This is a genomic window from Microcoleus sp. K5-D4, from assembly GCF_036704575.1.
GTDB lineage: Bacteria > Cyanobacteriota > Cyanobacteriia > Cyanobacteriales > Microcoleaceae > Microcoleus.
The window spans coordinates 72,099-88,628 of record NZ_JAUBSD010000015.1; the positions used below are offsets into that span (position 1 = coordinate 72,099).

Genomic DNA, 16,530 nt, shown 5'->3' on the forward strand with positions numbered 1-16,530 from the left:
AAAAAATAGAGGAATTTTCAGTCAGTATTCCCTTCTAGAAAATCCCTATTAGTAATTGAAGTTAAAGGAGATTGATCATGCTCGGTTCAATTCAAAAACTAGGGATGGTGATATTAGTTGCTTCTTCTATCGGCAGCGCCACTAATCTCTTGAATCCCCAGCCATCAATGGCTCAAGCAACACCTGATCCAAAACCAGAAGAAGGAAAACGCTCTCCATTCTGCCAAGGAAACCCTCCGACGGGGAGAGTAAAATGCAATTACGAGGGAGGCGATAACTACGAGGGAAACTTCGTCAACGGCCTGCCCGACGGCAGTGGAGTCTACGTGTACGCTAATGGCGATCGCTACGAAGGAAATTTTCGGAATGGAGTGCCAAATGGTAGAGGGACATTCATTTTTAAAGATGATGCCCGCTACACAGGCGTGTTCCAAGACGGCACAATGAGATCTGGGACGGTCGTTTTCGCCAACGGCGAGCGCTATGTCGGAAACTTCGCAGTCGTCAGGAACGTTCAGACTGATGCCATTAGCAGTCAACCATCAGGGCGAGGTCAATTTTTTTATACCAATGGCGATCGCTATGAAGGACAATTCTTTGCAGGCTCGCCCTTTGGCCCTGGGGTATTAGTACGCAAAGACGGCACTCGCTGTTCTGGCAGGTTTTTTAATCAAGAACTTGATGCTAGTGTCACCTGCACTTTCCCCAACGGGACGCGCTATGAAGGAGAATTGCGAAAGGGAGTGCCTCACGGTGTCGGGACGATGATCGATGCTAGCGGTAGGCGCTTTCCGGGGGTATTTCGCAACGGCAAACCCGGAGTTTCGTAAAGGATAAATTGAGGTTTTCAGGCAACTTTTGACCAGAAATCGGACAAAAGACAAATGACGAAGGAAAATAATATCCAGAAGCGCATAGGAGAGACTTAGTTAATGATTTCCCGTTTAAAAACCAGTGGAATCCCTCTATTAGTTGCATCAGTGTTAATTGGTAGTTACGCGACTTATCCCTTGCCCTCAATGGCGCAAGGAACAGAAGCTAGAACAGGCCGCTGCGTACCAACTATCGCTACAGGTAGAGTTAGGTGCGATTATAACAACGGTGATAGCTACATCGGACAGTTCGTTAACGGTTTGCCCAGTGGCGCTGGGGTATACATATATTCCAATGGCGATCGCTATGAGGGGCAGTTCCGTCTGGGTAAACCAAATGGTCGAGGACAATTTATATTTAAGGACGACGCCCGCGTGGAGGGCATATTCCGAGATGGCAAAGTTAGTTCCGGGACTGCTATTTTTACTAATGGCGATCGCTATATAGGGTCGTTTTCTCTCGATCAAAAAGTAGGCGTGCCCACGGGACAAGGGCAATTCATTTTTGCTAATGGCGATCGCTTTGTGGGTCAATTTTTAGGGGGCAAGCCTTTAGGTACGGGAGCGTTCACCCGGGCTGACGGCAGTCGGTGTTCGGGACAGTTCTATACTCAAGAACTTGATGGCAGGGGTAACTGTTCGTTCTCCAACGGTATCCGCTATCAGGGAGAGTTACGCAAGGGATTGCCTCACGGCAAAGGCACAATTATCGATACCAGAGGCCGGCGAATTCCGGGAGTATTCCGCGACGGCCAGCGGCAAGAGCAATAAACTGGGAATAAGTGCGATCTAATCTATTAGTAAGGGCAGGTGGAGGGCTAATATTTTTTGCACAAAACCTGCCATTGCTAGGTTTTAAAGTCAAAACTATTGATAATTTATCATCGGCTTTTTCTCAACCGAATTGCTAATGTTAAATATCCACTTAATGGAGTTAATGGAGGCGTTTTGATATGACAACTACTGCTTCTGCTTCCGGCCGCACCGGCCAGTTTCCCTTCGACTTTGCCCCGCAGCGGACTCAAGATGCTGATTTGTTGCGACAACTCAATTTTGTGCCCGGTTTGAAGGAAGTCTTGACTTTGCGCCAAGTTCATGCTTTGGAACACGCTACGGTTTGGGTACTAAGTCAATCGTTTGGTGCGACCACAGCAAGAACCGATAATGAGTTATTGGGCGGGATGTCCACAGATCAAGGGTTTTATCTTTATGGCCACGTTAACATTGCACAGTTGCGTCAGGCTGTGCGCGAGGCTTTGCAGCGGATTGGCAGCGGAGAGTGGGATTTAGCTGTACATCCCCGCTGTGGCACGAATTTGTCGGTGGCAATGCTGCTGACGGCAGGACTTGCTGTAGGCATCAATTTAGCCCTGCCTCGGGGGCCCATTCTGCAACTGTTAGGTTTGGGTGCAGCGGCGGCTGCTGCGGCTCAGTTAGCTCCTGATGTGGGATCTCTGGCTCAGCGTTACGTTACAACTGCTATTCCGTTTAATTTGAGTGTTGTTGATATTACCGTAAGTCACGACTTCTGGGGACGCGAAGCTCATTTTGTGCGGGTACGTTGGGTTGAATAGTTGCTGGGGGAGGGGAAGAGTGGAAGAGGGGGAAAATTGACACAATCTTCTTTCTTCCCTCAACTTCGACCCGTTAAATCCCCTACACGGCTTTGTTGCCTAACTTCCTTCTTCCTTATTCATCATTTTGAGAGAATCGGTACTATTCAAAAGTTAATTGGGGCGACTTATCAACGTGCTTTTATTCGATAACTGGGCACTACATACTAATATCTATATCTTCCATATTTTTATAACTTCATATTATATTAAAATTTCATCTTTACCGCTAATGTGTCAGCTATGAAAAGCTCGGATTTACTTCCTAGGCGACTTGTCAGAAAATAGCAGGATAAGGTAAAATCCCTTATTAGAATTTTTAGATCCAAAGTCAACAAAATAAATGTGCAAATTACCGATCGATAAAACCTGGCTGCCAAGTCTACTGGCTGTCAGCTTAGCCGTAGTAGCCAACAGCGTTTTGCCTTTCACCGAATCTGCGAGTTTTGCTGGCGAAATATCCCAAACTAACGAACCCGAAAAAGCTCCTGACGGCAAAATAGTTCCCGTTAATGGCAAAGTCAATGTTAGATTAACGAATAAAACCAACGATCGACTATTTTTTCAGGTGGTTGGACAGACTAACCGCCAGAGTTTAGCGGAAAATTCAACAGTCGCGCTGCCAGCATTGACACTACCGACCTCAATTGTATTTAGGCGACTAGATGGCGCATTATTGAAACCCAGTTTGAAACCTGGTGGCGAAGGAACAGTAGAGGTAAGATTAGACGAGACAAATGATTTAGGTTTGGATAAAACATCTTTAAGGATTCGGAATGACGGCGCACTTTTTCTCAGATAGACAACAGTCAGTCTAGTTCAAATTTTAGATTTTAGATTCACTCCACAGCCGTTCACTGGGGGTATAACTTTTGTCTAAACCATGATTGCTCTCCACAACTTAAGTCCGGGGCTTGTATCCGTATTTGGGTGAGTCAGAGGATAGTTGAATCATGTAAAATCAACTTGACGATCGCTCCGCTAGCTAAACCTCACTCTTCAATACACCATCCGAGTTCCTATGTCAATCAAAAAGATTCTTTCTATAGCGCTGTTAATTTTCATCCCCATTTCCATCGCCGCTGAGTATTTGCACTGGGGTTCCCTGGCAGTTTTCATCACATCCGCTTTAGGCATTATACCTCTGGCGATTTGGTTGAGTACAGCAACAGAAGAAGTGGCGATCGTCACAGGCCCCTCCATAGGCGGCTTATTAAATGCAGTCTTCGGCAATGCTACGGAATTAATTATTGCCATAGTTGCCCTGAAAGCTGGATTAATTGACATTGTGAAAGCCAGCATAACAGGTACAATTATCAGCAACTTGCTCTTAGTCATGGGATTTTCCATGCTGTTAGGAGGAATCCGCTACAAAGAACAGGAATTTAAACCCATTATCGCGCGGGTAAACGGTTCCACAATGACTCTAGCAGTGATTGCAATCCTGCTGCCGACAATGGTAATTTACACCTCCAATGGAGTCGAACCCGCAGCCATTCAGAATCTTTCCTTAATAACTGCGATCGTCCTAATTGCAGTTTACGCTCTAACTCTCCTATTTTCATTAAAAACTCACAGCTATCTTTACGATGTTGGGTTACTAGAACTAGAGTCAGAAAATCCGCAAAATACCAAAGAGGAATCTACTACGCACAAACCGAATTTGTGGCTGTGGATAGGGGTGCTAGTTGCCTCAACTGTTGCCGTTGCTTTTGAATCAGAAATTTTCGTTGGCGTTGTCGAAGAAACTACCAAAGGATTGGGATTGACGCCGCTATTTACAGGGGTAATTCTGTTGCCGATTGTTGGCGGCGCTGCCGAATATGTAACGGCTGTGGGAGTGGCGATGAAAAACAATATGGATTTGTCGGTTTCTGTGGCGATGGGATCGAGTTTGCTAGTTGCTTTGCTGGTAGCGCCGGTGTTGGTGATTATCGGATTAGTGATTCATCAGCCGATGGATTTAAACTTCAATCCCTTTGAAGTAGTTGCAGTTGCCATTGCGGTGACAATTGCTAATCTAATTAGTCTCGACGGGCGTTCTAATTGGCTCGAAGGAGTGCTGCTTTTAGCAACATATATCGTCTTAGGAGCAGCATTTTACTTTCACCCCATTACTTAAACCAATAATTTTCTGGGAGGGGCAACCCTCCGGGGTTGCCCCTCTTCCCTGGAAAATAACTTATCTTATTTCTGGTTTGTTATTCCTCTTTGTCTTCGGCCCTTAATTAAAAAAATAATTTTAGGACAGAAAGTAATTACGGACAGCGACACTGTTGAACAGGAAAACACTCTCGTCTGCAACTTCTTTTTCTGCCTTTACGGTCGCGACAATCAGAAGTATCCCGACATTCCACCTTATCTTCACAAATTTGCTGACGGGGAAAAGTACCTAAGCTTTGTATAGAAACTTCAGCCGTAAGGGCACCCTGTTCTATAACTTGGTCATTTTCTTTAATTTCATAGAGAAACTTATTTTCTCCCTCTAAAACCGAAAAAGTTCTTGTTTTGTGACTGTTACCTAACTTAAATCCAAAATCCTCGGAAAATTCTCCTTTGTCGTAACCTCTGTCTGTGTAGGGATAGGGGTTAGTTTCCATGCCATCAGTCACATTTTTAATCATCACCCTCCTGTTAGGGCCGGGGGGAGTCTTGCTGGAGACAAATCGAGCGCTTTGCGAATCAGGAGAGAAGACAGTACCTGCACATGAACCTACATATTCAATGCGCTTAAATTGAATCAAATTAATATTAAAAGTGTTTTCGTTTTTGACCCTAAATTGTGCTTCGTTAGTCTGCTGAGCGCTGACTGTGAAAGCTGCTAGCGTCAAAAAAATTGCCCCCAGGAAAATAGCTAGAAATTGGATTTTTGGTCTACCCGTAACAAATATGGCGTGTTTCATCTCTCTACCTCTAATGTAAATAGATAGCCTTTTGTTAACAACTTATTATTTTAACTTGACAGCAGATATGTTGTCAAAGTCGCTCGGATAGTTTTTTAGTGAAGATTTGAGTCCTTGATGCTTAGTTGCGAAAGGAAAAACAGAAGTCCTGACTGCGAACTTTGTAGAGCCAGGAATGAAGTCCTGAGTATGAACTTAACTACCAAGTTACTCGATCGCGCCATCTCTCTAAAATCTTGTCCCCAACTCCCTGTACCCGTGCCACATCCTCTAAAGAAGTGAAAGGTTGCTGCTGTCGCGCTGCAATAATTCTCTCGGCTAACTTCGGGCCAACCCCGGGCAAGGTTTCTAATTCTTCCTGACTGGCTGTATTTAAATTAACTAATTTTTTAGCAGCAATTTGAGGTTTGGCACCCGCAGATTTTGATGCTGCTTGTAGTGAATCGCACTCTTTTTTCTTAGCATCAATTCTCTGTTTGATTCGGGCGGGAATTCCCAATATGGCGCCTTTGTAAAGCCGATCGAACTCCCGCTCAAAATGGGCCGCAACTGTGGGACTCTCGATCGCCAGCAGCGTCTCGTCATTCCCGTGATTTGCCGCCTCACTCCAGTTGTGAGAACCTGTAAGTACCGTTTTGCCGTCCACAACGCCGAATTTGTGGTGCAGGCGATCGCCCATTGGTAACAGCGGCACTCCCACTGCGGTCAGCGGCTTTCTCCAAGGGCGATTGTCAGTTTCTAACCCGCAATCTTGCATCAAAGTCGCCCCCATCATATCCAAACCTTCACTGTAAGAGCGATAAATAAAGTTAGAGTCAATTAAAGCTCGCACCGCCACTCCTCGCCCAGCTTCAATTTCCAAAGTATTTGACAACCGCTGAGCCGAAAATACAAACAGGGCCAAATCAACCGACTTTTTAGCACTACCCAAAGTTCGATTTATCAAACCGTTGGCGCTTTTTTCCCAAGGCAAAGTCGCAGCCGTCGGCGAAAATTGCACCCCAACTATCGAATTCCCTACTCTTACTTTTTGCACTTGACGAAACGGCTTTTTGATGCCAAACTTGCTGTCCGGTTTGCCTTTGGGCCCGTCGCCCCACATGATGTTAAATTCTTGAGTAAATAGTTGCGCTACTTGAGCATTTTCAATTTTCAGCAAATTGTTCGCATTGCCGCGACTTGCTGGTGTCTTGAAATCGCCATGTATATCGCTTGTGGTAAAATTAGCAGAAGTGACGATTACGGTTTTGCCATCAATTACCACAAATTTATGGTGCATCAAACCGCTGCCTTTACTGCCGTCAGCAGTATCGTCAATTACAGGAATACCCGCATCCTTGACAATTACCAAAGCATCATTTTGCTTGATTTCATCGGCACTCAATTTACCATCTTTATTGCCATCGGCAAGTTGCACAAATTCGGTATAACGATCGCGCTCTCTTTCCGGTAATTTCGCTAACTCCTGAGCTGTAAAATCGCTCCAAGGGCGACTATAGATATGTTCGACAATTAATCTCACTTTAATTCCCGATCGCTGTCGATCGGCCAAAACCCTCGCAATACTGGGCAAGCGAAACTCCTGAACCGCTACATCTATCGTCGATCCAGCATTAGCGATCGCAACAGCGATTAAGTTTTCTAAATCATCCCCAGGTCTAGTTTGCTGGCGGTAAGGCTCTGTATAACTCGAAGCGATCGACTGATTGAAGTATACTTGCAACAAGGGGTCTTGAGGCAATGGAGCCAGACTGAGAGGTAAATTCTGCACGTCTTGCTTTGTTTGTCCGCAGCCCGCCAGATTGAGCGCCACCAGCCCAGCACAACAGAAACCGAGTAAATGATAATACAATACAGCCACAAAATTTTAAAAAATATAGAGGTTATTAGCCGAACCACAGTTCAAAGCTATTGGATAAAGTAAAGTTACAACCTATTAAATTTATGCAAGGGAATAGATTTTGCGTCTTGTAGAACTGCCTCGATGCCGGAAGCATCACTGGTAGGGTAGCAGCATTCAGGGGCGTGGGTCAAACCCTATACCGCTGCTTTATGGCTAAAAGAAAAACAATTTTTCCGTGCGGTCACAAAGGATATGGTAAAGCGTGCCATCGCTGCACGCAAGAGTTGGTGGCGCAGCAGCATTACGTTGAAGTGCTGACACAAAAACAAACCAAAAAACAAGAGAGGGAAGCATCATTTGCTAGAGATATCATCGATCTCAGAGGTCTGCCCGACCACGTAGTTACCAAAGCCCGGGCAATTATAGCAGCTTTGGGCGAAAATAAGAATTACAGAGATTTCGGCGGCAAACGCCTGCGTCACAACCGTTTGATAATCAGTATTCCTGTAACTCGCAACTACAGAATGCTTTGTGAAGATTGCGGCACTTTCTTAATTCCCCAAAAAGTTTTGTCGCACGAAGACTACAACGTCTGCAAACCAGGAAGTCATTAGTCAGTTGACAGTTGGCAGTTGACAGTTGACAGCTTGCAAGAGAGGAGGGTTGGGAGTTGACAGTTGACTGTTGGGAGTTGGGATTTGACAGTTGTGAGTTGGCTTGCCGTTATTAGTTGGCAATTGGCGGTTGCGATCAGTCATAATTTAACAATCATGAGTCATGAGTCAATAATCATTTATGCCTTTAGGATAAGTGCCTTATTCATTAGGTAGTCAATCATTCATTATTAGTTCGTCATTTAATTAAAGCCATGCAAATTTATCTCGACTATAGTGCTACAACGCCGACACGCCCAGAAGCGATTCAAGCCATGCAAAAAGCTCTCACTCAGCAGTGGGGAAATCCTTCCAGCTTGCACGAGTGGGGACAAAGGGCGGCGACAGCTTTAGAATTAGCAAGAATGCAGGTTGCTAGCTTGATTAACGCGCTACCGGAATCGATAATTTTTACCAGTGGCGGCACTGAAGCGGACAATTTGGCAATTATGGGAATTGCCCGTCTTTATACAAAGCCACAGCATATTATTATCTCCAGCGTAGAGCACTCCGCAGTAGCAGAACCGGCGCGACAACTCGAACAGTTGGGATGGGAAGTGACGCGCCTACCGGTGGATAAATTTGGGCGAATTCACCCTTTGGATTTGCAAGAGTCGCTGCGATCGAATACAGTGTTAATTTCAATCATTTACGGACAAAGCGAAGTTGGCACGCTGCAACCAATCGAGGCATTAGGACAAATTGCGCGCGATCGCAATATCATGTTTCATACCGATGCAGTTCAAGTTGCCGGCAAGCTGCAAGTTGACGTGCAGAAACTGCCGGTAGACTTGCTTTCGGTTTCCAGTCACAAACTTTACGGGCCACAAGGTGCAGGCGCGCTTTACGTGCGTCCGGGAGTAGAATTAATGCCAATGTTAGGCGGTGGTGGTCAAGAATTGAAACTGCGTTCCGGGACGCAAGCGCTGCCGGCAATAGTCGGTTTTGGCGTGGCGGCGGAGTTAGCATTGCAGGAAATAGATGTGGAAACGCCGAGGTTAATTGCATTGCGCGATCGACTTTTTGACCGATTATCCCACGTACCCAGTTTAGTACCAACGGGCGATCGATATTACCGACTGCCCCACCACGTCAGTTTTTGCATCGTCTCCCCATCCTGTCGCCCTTACCAAAAGAGAGACACAGAGCAAATCACAGGCAAAACTATGGTGAGACAGTTAAATTTAGCCGGAATTGGCATTAGTTCCGGTGCCGCTTGTAGCAGCGGCAAACTAACTCCCAGTCCGATATTATTAGCAATGGGATATGACGAAATCGGCGCAGTTGGTGGAATTAGATTAACTCTAGGACGAGAAACCACAGAAGCTGATATTGATTGGACAGTAATTGCGATCGAGCAAATCTTAGATAGATTAATGCCAAAGGTAGCATTATCTAGACGTTAAGATTAACTGCAAACCTAGATAGCCGTATCTATCAGCGTCCATCCGCGTACATCCGCCAACATCTGCGGTCAAAATCATCAAAAATCAGAAACAACCCCAAAAACCCACCCCCAATCATGATAAAATCTATTCCGGTGTTATTCACAACTCCCCATAATGGAAGAAAACCGCGCCCAAGCCTATCTGCAATTAATTCACACCCTGCTGAATGCCCCCAATGGAGACGAATCGCAGATATTACAGGATAACTCAGAATTACTCGATCGCGGATTTCTGGAAACTTGCGAGTTAGTAGCCTCAACCTTGGCAGAACAAGGAGGGGAAAATGGCGCTAAATTCCTTCGACATCTAGCTAGTTACCTAGCGCAAATCCTCGATATCAACGATGACGGAGATAGCAATAACTCGGTCAGTGAAAATTTCCAAGAGTATGCAAACTTTTTCCTAGAATTATTGCAAGCCGAACAAGATAGCAAGGGAAATATAGCAGTAATTTACCCCATGCTGGAAGGGCGACAACATCTCCTTAATGCCAGTTTTGCCGAGACTTTACAGCAAGTGGCGCAGAAGTTAATTGCTGGCGAAAACTCAGAAACAATTAGCTCAATTATCGGTCTTATTGAAAATTTGAGTATTCATATTAGTGACTTTCCAAGTGGGAATAGAGCGAATAATATTGAAATTGCCATTACTGGTTATCAAATAGTTTTAAATAATCGCGAACCCGGTAGTGAAAAATGGACGCAAACCCAAAATAATCTAGCTACTGCCTACAATAACAGAATCAACGGTTCGCTGGCGGAAAATCTGTAACGGGCAAAAACCAGGCGCTTAAAATCGCGTCTATACAAACCAAGTCCGCCTATGCGGACAAACGAGATAATTCAGAAGTGTTGAAATCCTTGATCGAGCTTTAATATAGCATCAGGATAAATACCGCTGCTATCAGTCAACCAGATATCGCTGCTACCCGTAGCGATTCCCACAATTGCAGCACCATTTCCTATTTTTTCCAGCAATAACTCAGCATTCGCGATCGGCAAAAACAGCACTAACTCGAAATCTTCTCCGCCGTATAATGCCCAATCTAAACCTTTTTCGGTTGATACGATTTCGCTGAAAATATTGGGAATTGGTATTTTTGTGCGATCGACTTTTGCGCCAACACTGCTAGCCCGACAAATTTGAATAATCGCATCTGCTAAACCGTCGCTGCTGTCCATTCCGGCGATGGAAAACTCACCCGCAGAATCTAAAATCTCCCAAACAACCGGCAAAACATCCAGCCGCGGTTTAGGGCACTGGTGAGCGAGAATTAAAGAAGCCCGATCGACTTCTGTAAGATTTTGCCCGAATTCTGGATTTAACAGCAATTCTAATCCCGCGCGGGAGGCTCCGTGAATCCCAGTAGCGACAATCGCCCAGCCCGATCGCGCATTTGACCGACTAATGGTACGATCGCACTCAACTTGTCCGAAAGCAGTAATCGCCACCGTCACCACGGGCGATCGCACAACATCGCCACCGACGATCGGCGTATCATATTCTTGCAAGCAAGCCGTCATCCCCCGATAAAACTCTTCAACCCACTCCACAGCCGTATCCGCCGCCACAGCGAGGGCTACAGTCACCGCCAGAGGCTTTGCTCCCATCGCAGCCAGATCCGACAAATTCGCTGCTGCGGCGCGCCATCCTGCGTAATAAGGCCCCGTAGTGCGATCGCTGAAATGCACTCCATCCACCAACATATCTGTAGTGATAGCGAGAGATTTGTTGGGAGTTGTAGGCATGACAGCGCAATCATCACCAACTATCTCTGCGGGGCAGAATTTTTGCAATATTCTTAAAAGGCCTTGTTCACCGATATCTTTAACTTGCATAAATTTGAATTAGTCGATCGCACTTTCTCAATTCACCATTCCTTACCCGAACTCGGTGGCAAGCGCAACCTAGGAAACCTATAAAAAGTATCCCCTTCATCATCTACCTCTAAAACCGCCGAAAAAATCTTAACTTGCCGAGTTAAATACTGCTGAGCAACTTCAGCCTCAACCCTAGCATTAGCCGCCAGTTGAATCAGCGAAATTTGACTGTTTTGAGTTTCCAACAACTGATAAAAAGCCTCATCCAACCGCTGCTTTTGATTGTTTTCATTCACATTTTTTACAATCAACAAGCCTGCGAATCCGCCCAAACCCATTACCAATAAAAATTGTAAAATAGCCATATTCTCGATTGAATTCCTACTTTCAATAACGAAACTATAAAAATTATCTCTTCTTCCAGCATGATTTCGGCGGGCTTTGTCTGTGTAAAAGTGATTTCAATCGCCGTTACCTTTATTTAGAAAAGATTTCAATGCCTGTCACTATTGATTTTTTGAGCCCGCGCAGGCGGGCTTTGTTTGTGTAAAAGCGATTTCAATCGCCGTCACTTTGGTGTAAAAGCGATTTCAATCGCCGTCATTAATTAAACTTGAGGTCGCACCAAATTTTCGATTCCTTTCACTACCTTAGCAGATACAATCTTGTCTCCCTGCTTCAGTTGCTCCAAAACTTCTTTTCCTTCAATCATGTAACCAAAAACAGCATAGCGGCCGTCCAACAGATTCAGGCCAGCGGGCGTGAGTTCAGGTTCAAACAAGAAAAAGAAAAACTGAGAAGAAGCGCTATCAGGGTCAGTTTCTGTACGTGCCATGGCCACTGTACCGAAAGCAGAAAAAGGCAAAACAGGTTCGTCGCGATAACGCCCCGCATCTTCTAGAGTAATCCCGTAAATAGGTTCTTTTTCCTCCCTGACGAGCACTTCCAGCGGAACATTCCGGTATTTGCCAGTAGCTGGGTCAATAAAACCCTCTTCCTTGCCTTCGGGGTCTCCGGTTTGCAAAACGTAGGATTCTTCGGATCGAATAAACGGCAAACCGTCATAAAAACCTTGATCCACTAAATCCACAAAATTACCAGCCGTAACCGGGGCGCTGTAGCCGTCAACCACAACAGTAATTTCCCCTTTTTCAGTTTGTACAGCCACTGTAGCGCGCCCTTTCAGTTGAGGCAGATTAGCATACTTGGCAGGCACTTCAAACGGAAACTTTGTCACCATCAACTCTTCGATTTCGCCTACCGAACCTAGGATGGTGGCTTTCAAGTCAATCACTTTGTCCCTGTCTTTAGCCTCAACAGCCTTTTCCAGTTGAGCAACTTTCTCCTTGACTCCTGCAACTAGCGCCTCAGCTTCCGGCTTTTTGGCGTCGGGAATACTTTCTAAAAGGTCAGATTCCCGAAGGTTGAGAATCCTGGAAGCTTTACTGACATCGCTGCTAATAGGCCCCCAACGTTTAGATCGTATGTGGTTGCCAATGTCTTCGAGACTAATTTGCAACTCTCGTACGGTCTGATTGTCAATAGGTAAAGCGAAGCGCAGCAGCGCCCGCCCGTCCGTAATCGCATTCCCAGCAGGCATACTGCTGCTGGGGCGTTTGGCATGGGAGACTGCACTGAAACTCAGGGAGAGAGTGAACAGCAAGAGCGCTAAAGCGACGGTTTTGACCCAGCGCTTGCACGTATCGATCGAGAAATTAGGCCAATGCAACATAACTTTAACTTTTATTGCCTCTCTTATCTTCCCACAGCGCTGCCCGCCCTCTAAGCTGCCACCCATCTAAAGTGTCTGTTGGTTTGGCCCGGGAGGAGTTACCCACTAACAACAGTCAATACTCAACACTCAACTGACAACAGCCCACTGCCCACTGCCATTAACATTTCAGTAAAGCACTTGCTCCCTTTGAACGGTAAAATAAAATGCCAATTGCTTTTTGATGCCGTCAGCTAGACTGCGGCTTTAACCTGACCCGCTCAAAAACGGATACAATCCCCAGACTCCTGTCGTGGAGAGATCAAAATTTTAGACCAAGGTTAAATCTCCCCCATTCATCTGTGGAGTAAATCTAAAATCTAAAATCTAAAATCTAAAATCGACTGACTGTAGTTCCCCCGTGCCCAAAGGCGACGGGATTGCCCACAAAAATTTATATGATCTCCAGTAACGACTTTCGACCAGGTGTTTCAATTGAATGGAATAACGGCGTGTGGCGGGTTATCGAATTCCTCCACGTCAAGCCAGGAAAAGGCTCGGCTTTCGTGCGGACAAAATTAAAAAACGTCCAAACCGGAAACGTAGTAGAACAAACCTTCCGGGCGGGCGAGACTATGCCTCAAGCCAACCTGGAAAAGAGTGTGATGCAGCATACCTATAAAGAGGGCGACGATTTCGTCTTTATGGATATGGAAACTTACGAGGAAAGTCGCCTCAATGCTAAGCAAATAGGCGATCGTGTCAAGTACCTCAATGAAGGGATGGAAGTCAGCATCCTGCGCTGGAACGACCAAATCATGGAAGTGGAACTGCCCAACTCTGTCGTCTTGGAAGTGATACAAACCGATCCCGGAGTCAAAGGAGATACTGCCACCGGTGGCAGTAAACCCGCCGTCCTCTCCACCGGAGCTCAGATTATGGTGCCTCTATTTATTTCCATTGGAGAACGGATTCGGATTGATACTCGTGAAGACAAGTACCTCGGTCGAGAGTAGAAACGAGGGAGGGAAAGGGAGTTTTTAGTTTTTAGTTCTGAGTTATGAGTTATGAGTTAAAGAAGTCCCAATTCAATACTCATCGCTCACAGCTTAAAAACTATCCCTTTTGCCTCCAAAGTCGTTGATGCTCTTAGCTTCGCCTGGTTCTTAATTTTCAATTTTCAATTTTCAATTTTCAATTCTCAATTACCCTTGAATCTGCTGTGCAACTAGACTTAAACCAGCTTTGTGACCTGCTAACTGTATTAGACAAAACTGGCATTTCGGAACTGACCTTAAAAAGTGGGGATATTGAACTGACAGTACGCAAAGGCATTCTGGCAAGTTCACCAGGCACCTCTGCTGCGCTCCCTGCTGCCGTGGCGACTGTCGCTCCGAGCGCGTTGGGCGCGGTTCCTAGCCCCACCTTAGCGTCCCCTCCTGCTGTTGACCAAAATTTAGCAGCGGATCAGGCTGCCCCTGTACCCGTCGCCCCTGTCGCCGTACCCGCTGCCGTACCTGCTTCTGTCGATACGAAATGGGTGCCAATTATCTCGCCGATGGTAGGAACGTTTTATCGCGCTGCTGCTCCTGATGAGCCACCTTTTGTCAACGTGGGCGATCGCATCAAGGTCAGCCAGACAGTTTGTATTATCGAAGCGATGAAGCTGATGAACGAGATCGATGCTGATGAAGTCTCCGGTCAAGTGATGGAAATTTTAGTTCAAAATGGCGAACCTGTCGAATACGGTCAAGTGTTGATGCGAATTAATCCGGATTGAAGCATTACTTTATTGTTATGGACAGAATAAATGCTAATATTTCCCGATCACTTCTCTCCGGTGAGTTTGATGAAGTCATCCCAGCCTGTCCCGCAAGAGGTCGTGCAACAAGTTGCTGAGTATTTCAGTATTTTGAGCGAACCCATGCGTTTACGAATTTTGAACTTGCTTCGCGACGGCGAAAAATGCGTGCAAGAATTGGTGGAAGCTACTCAAACGAGTCAAGCCAATGTTTCTAAGCACTTAAAACTCATGCTCCAAGCTGGTATCCTCACTCGCCGGAGTGAAGGGACTTCAGCCTATTATAAGGTGCAAGACGAGTTAATTTTTGAGCTGTGTAATATGGTGTGCGATCGGCTTGCCAGCCGGATCGAACAGCAAGCCCTACACTTTCGAGCATTTAGCCTAACGACGAAGCACTGAAAATTAGTTGCCAGTCCTCAATCCTCAATCCTCAGTCATGAGTCATCAGTTATCAATTCCTATTCTCGGCCTTCAGACCGATTACTAATCACTTGTAACTAATGACTCATAACTACTAAAGGGGAAAATTTTTGTCAAAGCTTTGGCGGGTACTCGGCTGAGCCACCTCCAAACCTTCGCCGCCTAAAAGTTCTAAAGGCTTCCCTTCCACCGAAATCCAAACCTTGGTATTCGGTTGTAAACTCGTAGCCGTATAGATAACTTGCCCTAACCGGCCAGTCATCGAATTGCTCCCTCCCCCCGAAGTAAATTCTGCCGACAAATCGACATAAACTCCGTCATTCTTAACACTCAAACCCCTGAGTTTTGTCCCATTAGGAATTTCGCTCGAAACAGTTCCATCCTTGGGCCCCGCCAACAAACTGTTAAAAGCAGCTTGTAAAGCTGCATCAGGCTTGTCAGCTTGTTTGACAGCTACTTTCGTAGGAACTCCCTCAAATTTGCCGCTCGCATCTTTAACCCAGTAGACTTGCACTGTCTGGACATCAGTCTGCGGCAAAGGCTTCGGCTGCGGCGACTTTGGCACCAAAGCGTTAGGCGTCTGAACCTGCGGCGTCTGCACCTGCGGCGTCTGAACCTGCGGCGTCTGAACCTGTGGCACTTGTACAGGATTTGGAGGGGGTACGGGGATAACTACACCAGGAGATTCCACAGAACTTGGGGAAAGGGGGGGAGCGGTAGTTTGAGCAGAAGACTGCGTATCTGCAGGGGTTGGCGAACGGTTCGCGGTCCACCAGGCAATGCCCCCTCCCGTCAGTAAAGCCAACCCGCAAACACCGGCAATGACGGCTGTGGAGACGCGGCGTACTTCTTGTCCATCTTTCATAATACAAATTCTCCTTACAGATAGAGCGCTTGGGACGGTGAGGAGCGACTCCTGATCAGCTACATTTGTCTATGGTTAGATTCTGGAATTGACACAATTGCATTGCTGCTCGCGAAAACTTTATAGCAAGCCCAACATATTCTGAATCTGACTATTGGAATCCTAGACCATAATATAAGATTTCGCCCGTGGAGTATGTCACAGTATCTCAATCAACCTAGTGGCTATATTCTATAGTAATCATAAAAAATTAAAGAATAAAGGAAGAAAAAATAAGTAAAAAGCAAGAAGGAAGGCCACGGATGGATGTAACGGAGGTAAGGGGGGTAACGGATTTAAGGGATTTAACGGATAGAAACTGTTCTAGAAAAATATTTTCCCAAAACAAAAAGCGCCCCTATTTCTAGGAGCGCTTTTTGTCAATCAATTGCTAAAACTTAGCCATTGATAGAAGGAGCAACCAAAGCTACTGGGGTGACTTCACTTGCAGCCAAGTCAAGCGGGAAGTTGTGAGCATTGCGCTCGTGCATTACTTCCATACCCAAGTTAGCGCGGTTGATCACATCAGCCCAAGTATT

Annotated in this window: 18 protein-coding genes and 1 pseudogene; 11 read left to right on the forward strand and 8 right to left on the reverse strand. The window is 45.9% G+C overall.

Annotated features, from left to right (window positions below; translation table 11 throughout):
• The first annotated feature begins 77 nt into the window (after window positions 1-77).
• From QUA77_RS07255 to cax, 5 genes are all read left to right on the forward strand, one after another.
• Window positions 78-830: an MORN motif-containing protein gene (locus QUA77_RS07255; RefSeq protein WP_333449706.1), complete on the forward strand. Its 753-nt coding sequence runs from the start codon at window positions 78-80 to the stop codon at window positions 828-830.
• Between the two features lie 102 nt (window positions 831-932).
• Window positions 933-1,643 carry an MORN motif-containing protein gene (locus tag QUA77_RS07260; protein ID WP_333449707.1) on the forward strand — a complete coding sequence of 237 codons (711 nt, stop codon included), beginning with the start codon at window positions 933-935 and terminating at the stop codon, window positions 1,641-1,643.
• Between the two features lie 182 nt (window positions 1,644-1,825).
• Entirely contained in the window at window positions 1,826-2,446 is a 621-nt protein-coding gene (locus QUA77_RS07265) for a DUF6391 domain-containing protein (protein ID WP_333064845.1), read from the forward strand.
• A 382-nt stretch (window positions 2,447-2,828) separates the two neighbouring features.
• Window positions 2,829-3,287: a hypothetical protein gene (locus tag QUA77_RS07270; RefSeq protein WP_333041819.1), complete on the forward strand. Its 459-nt coding sequence runs from the start codon at window positions 2,829-2,831 to the stop codon at window positions 3,285-3,287.
• Window positions 3,288-3,506: 219 nt separating this feature from the next.
• Window positions 3,507-4,607, forward strand: coding sequence for a calcium/proton exchanger (gene cax, locus QUA77_RS07275; RefSeq protein WP_333041818.1), 1,101 nt, complete (start codon window positions 3,507-3,509; stop codon window positions 4,605-4,607).
• Between the two features lie 136 nt (window positions 4,608-4,743).
• Here cax and QUA77_RS07280 read toward each other — a convergent pair whose 3' ends face one another.
• Window positions 4,744-5,388 carry a hypothetical protein gene (locus tag QUA77_RS07280; RefSeq protein WP_333041817.1) on the reverse strand — a complete coding sequence of 215 codons (645 nt, stop codon included), beginning with the start codon at window positions 5,386-5,388 and terminating at the stop codon, window positions 4,744-4,746.
• 199 nt (window positions 5,389-5,587) lie between these two features.
• On the reverse strand, window positions 5,588-7,249 hold the full coding sequence (locus QUA77_RS07285; protein WP_333449708.1) for a DUF655 domain-containing protein: 1,662 nt from the start codon (window positions 7,247-7,249) through the stop codon (window positions 5,588-5,590).
• Window positions 7,250-7,440: 191 nt separating this feature from the next.
• Between QUA77_RS07285 and QUA77_RS07290 the strand changes: the two genes are divergently transcribed.
• A complete protein-coding gene (locus tag QUA77_RS07290; RefSeq protein ID WP_333140808.1) occupies window positions 7,441-7,845 on the forward strand; it encodes a DUF7682 family zinc-binding protein in 405 nt (134 codons plus the stop codon).
• On the opposite strand, the gene QUA77_RS07295 is transcribed toward QUA77_RS07290, so the two are convergent.
• A complete protein-coding gene (locus QUA77_RS07295) occupies window positions 7,846-7,989 on the reverse strand; it encodes a hypothetical protein (RefSeq protein ID WP_333449709.1) in 144 nt (47 codons plus the stop codon).
• A gap of 110 nt (window positions 7,990-8,099) precedes the next feature.
• Between QUA77_RS07295 and QUA77_RS07300 the strand changes: the two genes are divergently transcribed.
• Window positions 8,100-9,290 carry a cysteine desulfurase family protein gene (locus QUA77_RS07300; RefSeq protein WP_333449710.1) on the forward strand — a complete coding sequence of 397 codons (1,191 nt, stop codon included), beginning with the start codon at window positions 8,100-8,102 and terminating at the stop codon, window positions 9,288-9,290.
• Window positions 9,291-9,446: 156 nt separating this feature from the next.
• Window positions 9,447-10,103 (forward strand): hypothetical protein, encoded by a 657-nt coding sequence (locus QUA77_RS07305; protein WP_333041810.1) that lies wholly within the window; start codon window positions 9,447-9,449, stop codon window positions 10,101-10,103.
• Between the two features lie 71 nt (window positions 10,104-10,174).
• Here QUA77_RS07305 and thiL read toward each other — a convergent pair whose 3' ends face one another.
• The 3 genes from thiL to QUA77_RS07320 form a co-directional block, all read right to left on the reverse strand.
• Entirely contained in the window at window positions 10,175-11,170 is a 996-nt protein-coding gene (thiL, locus tag QUA77_RS07310) for a thiamine-phosphate kinase (protein ID WP_333449711.1), read from the reverse strand.
• A 32-nt stretch (window positions 11,171-11,202) separates the two neighbouring features.
• Window positions 11,203-11,517, reverse strand: coding sequence for a hypothetical protein (locus tag QUA77_RS07315; RefSeq protein ID WP_333449712.1), 315 nt, complete (start codon window positions 11,515-11,517; stop codon window positions 11,203-11,205).
• Between the two features lie 242 nt (window positions 11,518-11,759).
• Window positions 11,760-12,884 (reverse strand): peptidylprolyl isomerase, encoded by a 1,125-nt coding sequence (locus QUA77_RS07320; RefSeq protein WP_333449713.1) that lies wholly within the window; start codon window positions 12,882-12,884, stop codon window positions 11,760-11,762.
• 437 nt (window positions 12,885-13,321) lie between these two features.
• Between QUA77_RS07320 and efp the strand changes: the two genes are divergently transcribed.
• The 3 genes from efp to QUA77_RS07335 all read left to right on the forward strand — a co-directional run bounded on the left by efp (window position 13,322) and on the right by QUA77_RS07335 (window position 15,066).
• Window positions 13,322-13,879, forward strand: coding sequence for an elongation factor P (efp, locus tag QUA77_RS07325; RefSeq protein WP_333041804.1), 558 nt, complete (start codon window positions 13,322-13,324; stop codon window positions 13,877-13,879).
• A gap of 206 nt (window positions 13,880-14,085) precedes the next feature.
• Window positions 14,086-14,643: an acetyl-CoA carboxylase biotin carboxyl carrier protein gene (accB, locus tag QUA77_RS07330; protein WP_333449714.1), complete on the forward strand. Its 558-nt coding sequence runs from the start codon at window positions 14,086-14,088 to the stop codon at window positions 14,641-14,643.
• A 30-nt stretch (window positions 14,644-14,673) separates the two neighbouring features.
• Window positions 14,674-15,066 (forward strand): ArsR/SmtB family transcription factor, encoded by a 393-nt coding sequence (locus QUA77_RS07335; protein WP_006631662.1) that lies wholly within the window; start codon window positions 14,674-14,676, stop codon window positions 15,064-15,066.
• A 115-nt stretch (window positions 15,067-15,181) separates the two neighbouring features.
• On the opposite strand, the gene QUA77_RS07340 is transcribed toward QUA77_RS07335, so the two are convergent.
• Both QUA77_RS07340 and QUA77_RS07345 read right to left on the reverse strand, forming a co-directional pair.
• Window positions 15,182-15,952 carry a GerMN domain-containing protein gene (locus QUA77_RS07340; RefSeq protein ID WP_333449715.1) on the reverse strand — a complete coding sequence of 257 codons (771 nt, stop codon included), beginning with the start codon at window positions 15,950-15,952 and terminating at the stop codon, window positions 15,182-15,184.
• A gap of 437 nt (window positions 15,953-16,389) precedes the next feature.
• A pseudogene (locus QUA77_RS07345) lies at window positions 16,390-16,530 on the reverse strand (photosystem II q(b) protein); the annotation flags it as partial.

Excerpts from the sequence above, each read along its gene's own strand:
- QUA77_RS07315 (WP_333449712.1), bottom strand. The coding sequence starts at position 11,517 with ATGGCTATTTTACAATTTTTATTGGTAATGGGTTTGGGCGGATTCGCA.
- QUA77_RS07260 (WP_333449707.1), top strand. The coding sequence starts at position 933 with ATGATTTCCCGTTTAAAAACCAGTGGAATCCCTCTATTAGTTGCATCA.
- QUA77_RS07265 (WP_333064845.1), top strand. The coding sequence starts at position 1,826 with ATGACAACTACTGCTTCTGCTTCCGGCCGCACCGGCCAGTTTCCCTTC.
- QUA77_RS07255 (WP_333449706.1), top strand. The coding sequence starts at position 78 with ATGCTCGGTTCAATTCAAAAACTAGGGATGGTGATATTAGTTGCTTCT.
- QUA77_RS07335 (WP_006631662.1), top strand. The coding sequence starts at position 14,674 with ATGCTAATATTTCCCGATCACTTCTCTCCGGTGAGTTTGATGAAGTCA.
- QUA77_RS07340 (WP_333449715.1), bottom strand. The coding sequence starts at position 15,952 with ATGAAAGATGGACAAGAAGTACGCCGCGTCTCCACAGCCGTCATTGCC.
- QUA77_RS07270 (WP_333041819.1), top strand. The coding sequence starts at position 2,829 with ATGTGCAAATTACCGATCGATAAAACCTGGCTGCCAAGTCTACTGGCT.
- QUA77_RS07305 (WP_333041810.1), top strand. The coding sequence starts at position 9,447 with ATGGAAGAAAACCGCGCCCAAGCCTATCTGCAATTAATTCACACCCTG.
- QUA77_RS07320 (WP_333449713.1), bottom strand. The coding sequence starts at position 12,884 with ATGTTGCATTGGCCTAATTTCTCGATCGATACGTGCAAGCGCTGGGTC.
- efp (WP_333041804.1), top strand. The coding sequence starts at position 13,322 with ATGATCTCCAGTAACGACTTTCGACCAGGTGTTTCAATTGAATGGAAT.
- QUA77_RS07290 (WP_333140808.1), top strand. The coding sequence starts at position 7,441 with ATGGCTAAAAGAAAAACAATTTTTCCGTGCGGTCACAAAGGATATGGT.
- QUA77_RS07300 (WP_333449710.1), top strand. The coding sequence starts at position 8,100 with ATGCAAATTTATCTCGACTATAGTGCTACAACGCCGACACGCCCAGAA.
- thiL (WP_333449711.1), bottom strand. The coding sequence starts at position 11,170 with ATGCAAGTTAAAGATATCGGTGAACAAGGCCTTTTAAGAATATTGCAA.
- QUA77_RS07280 (WP_333041817.1), bottom strand. The coding sequence starts at position 5,388 with ATGAAACACGCCATATTTGTTACGGGTAGACCAAAAATCCAATTTCTA.
- cax (WP_333041818.1), top strand. The coding sequence starts at position 3,507 with ATGTCAATCAAAAAGATTCTTTCTATAGCGCTGTTAATTTTCATCCCC.
- QUA77_RS07295 (WP_333449709.1), bottom strand. The coding sequence starts at position 7,989 with ATGACTGATCGCAACCGCCAATTGCCAACTAATAACGGCAAGCCAACT.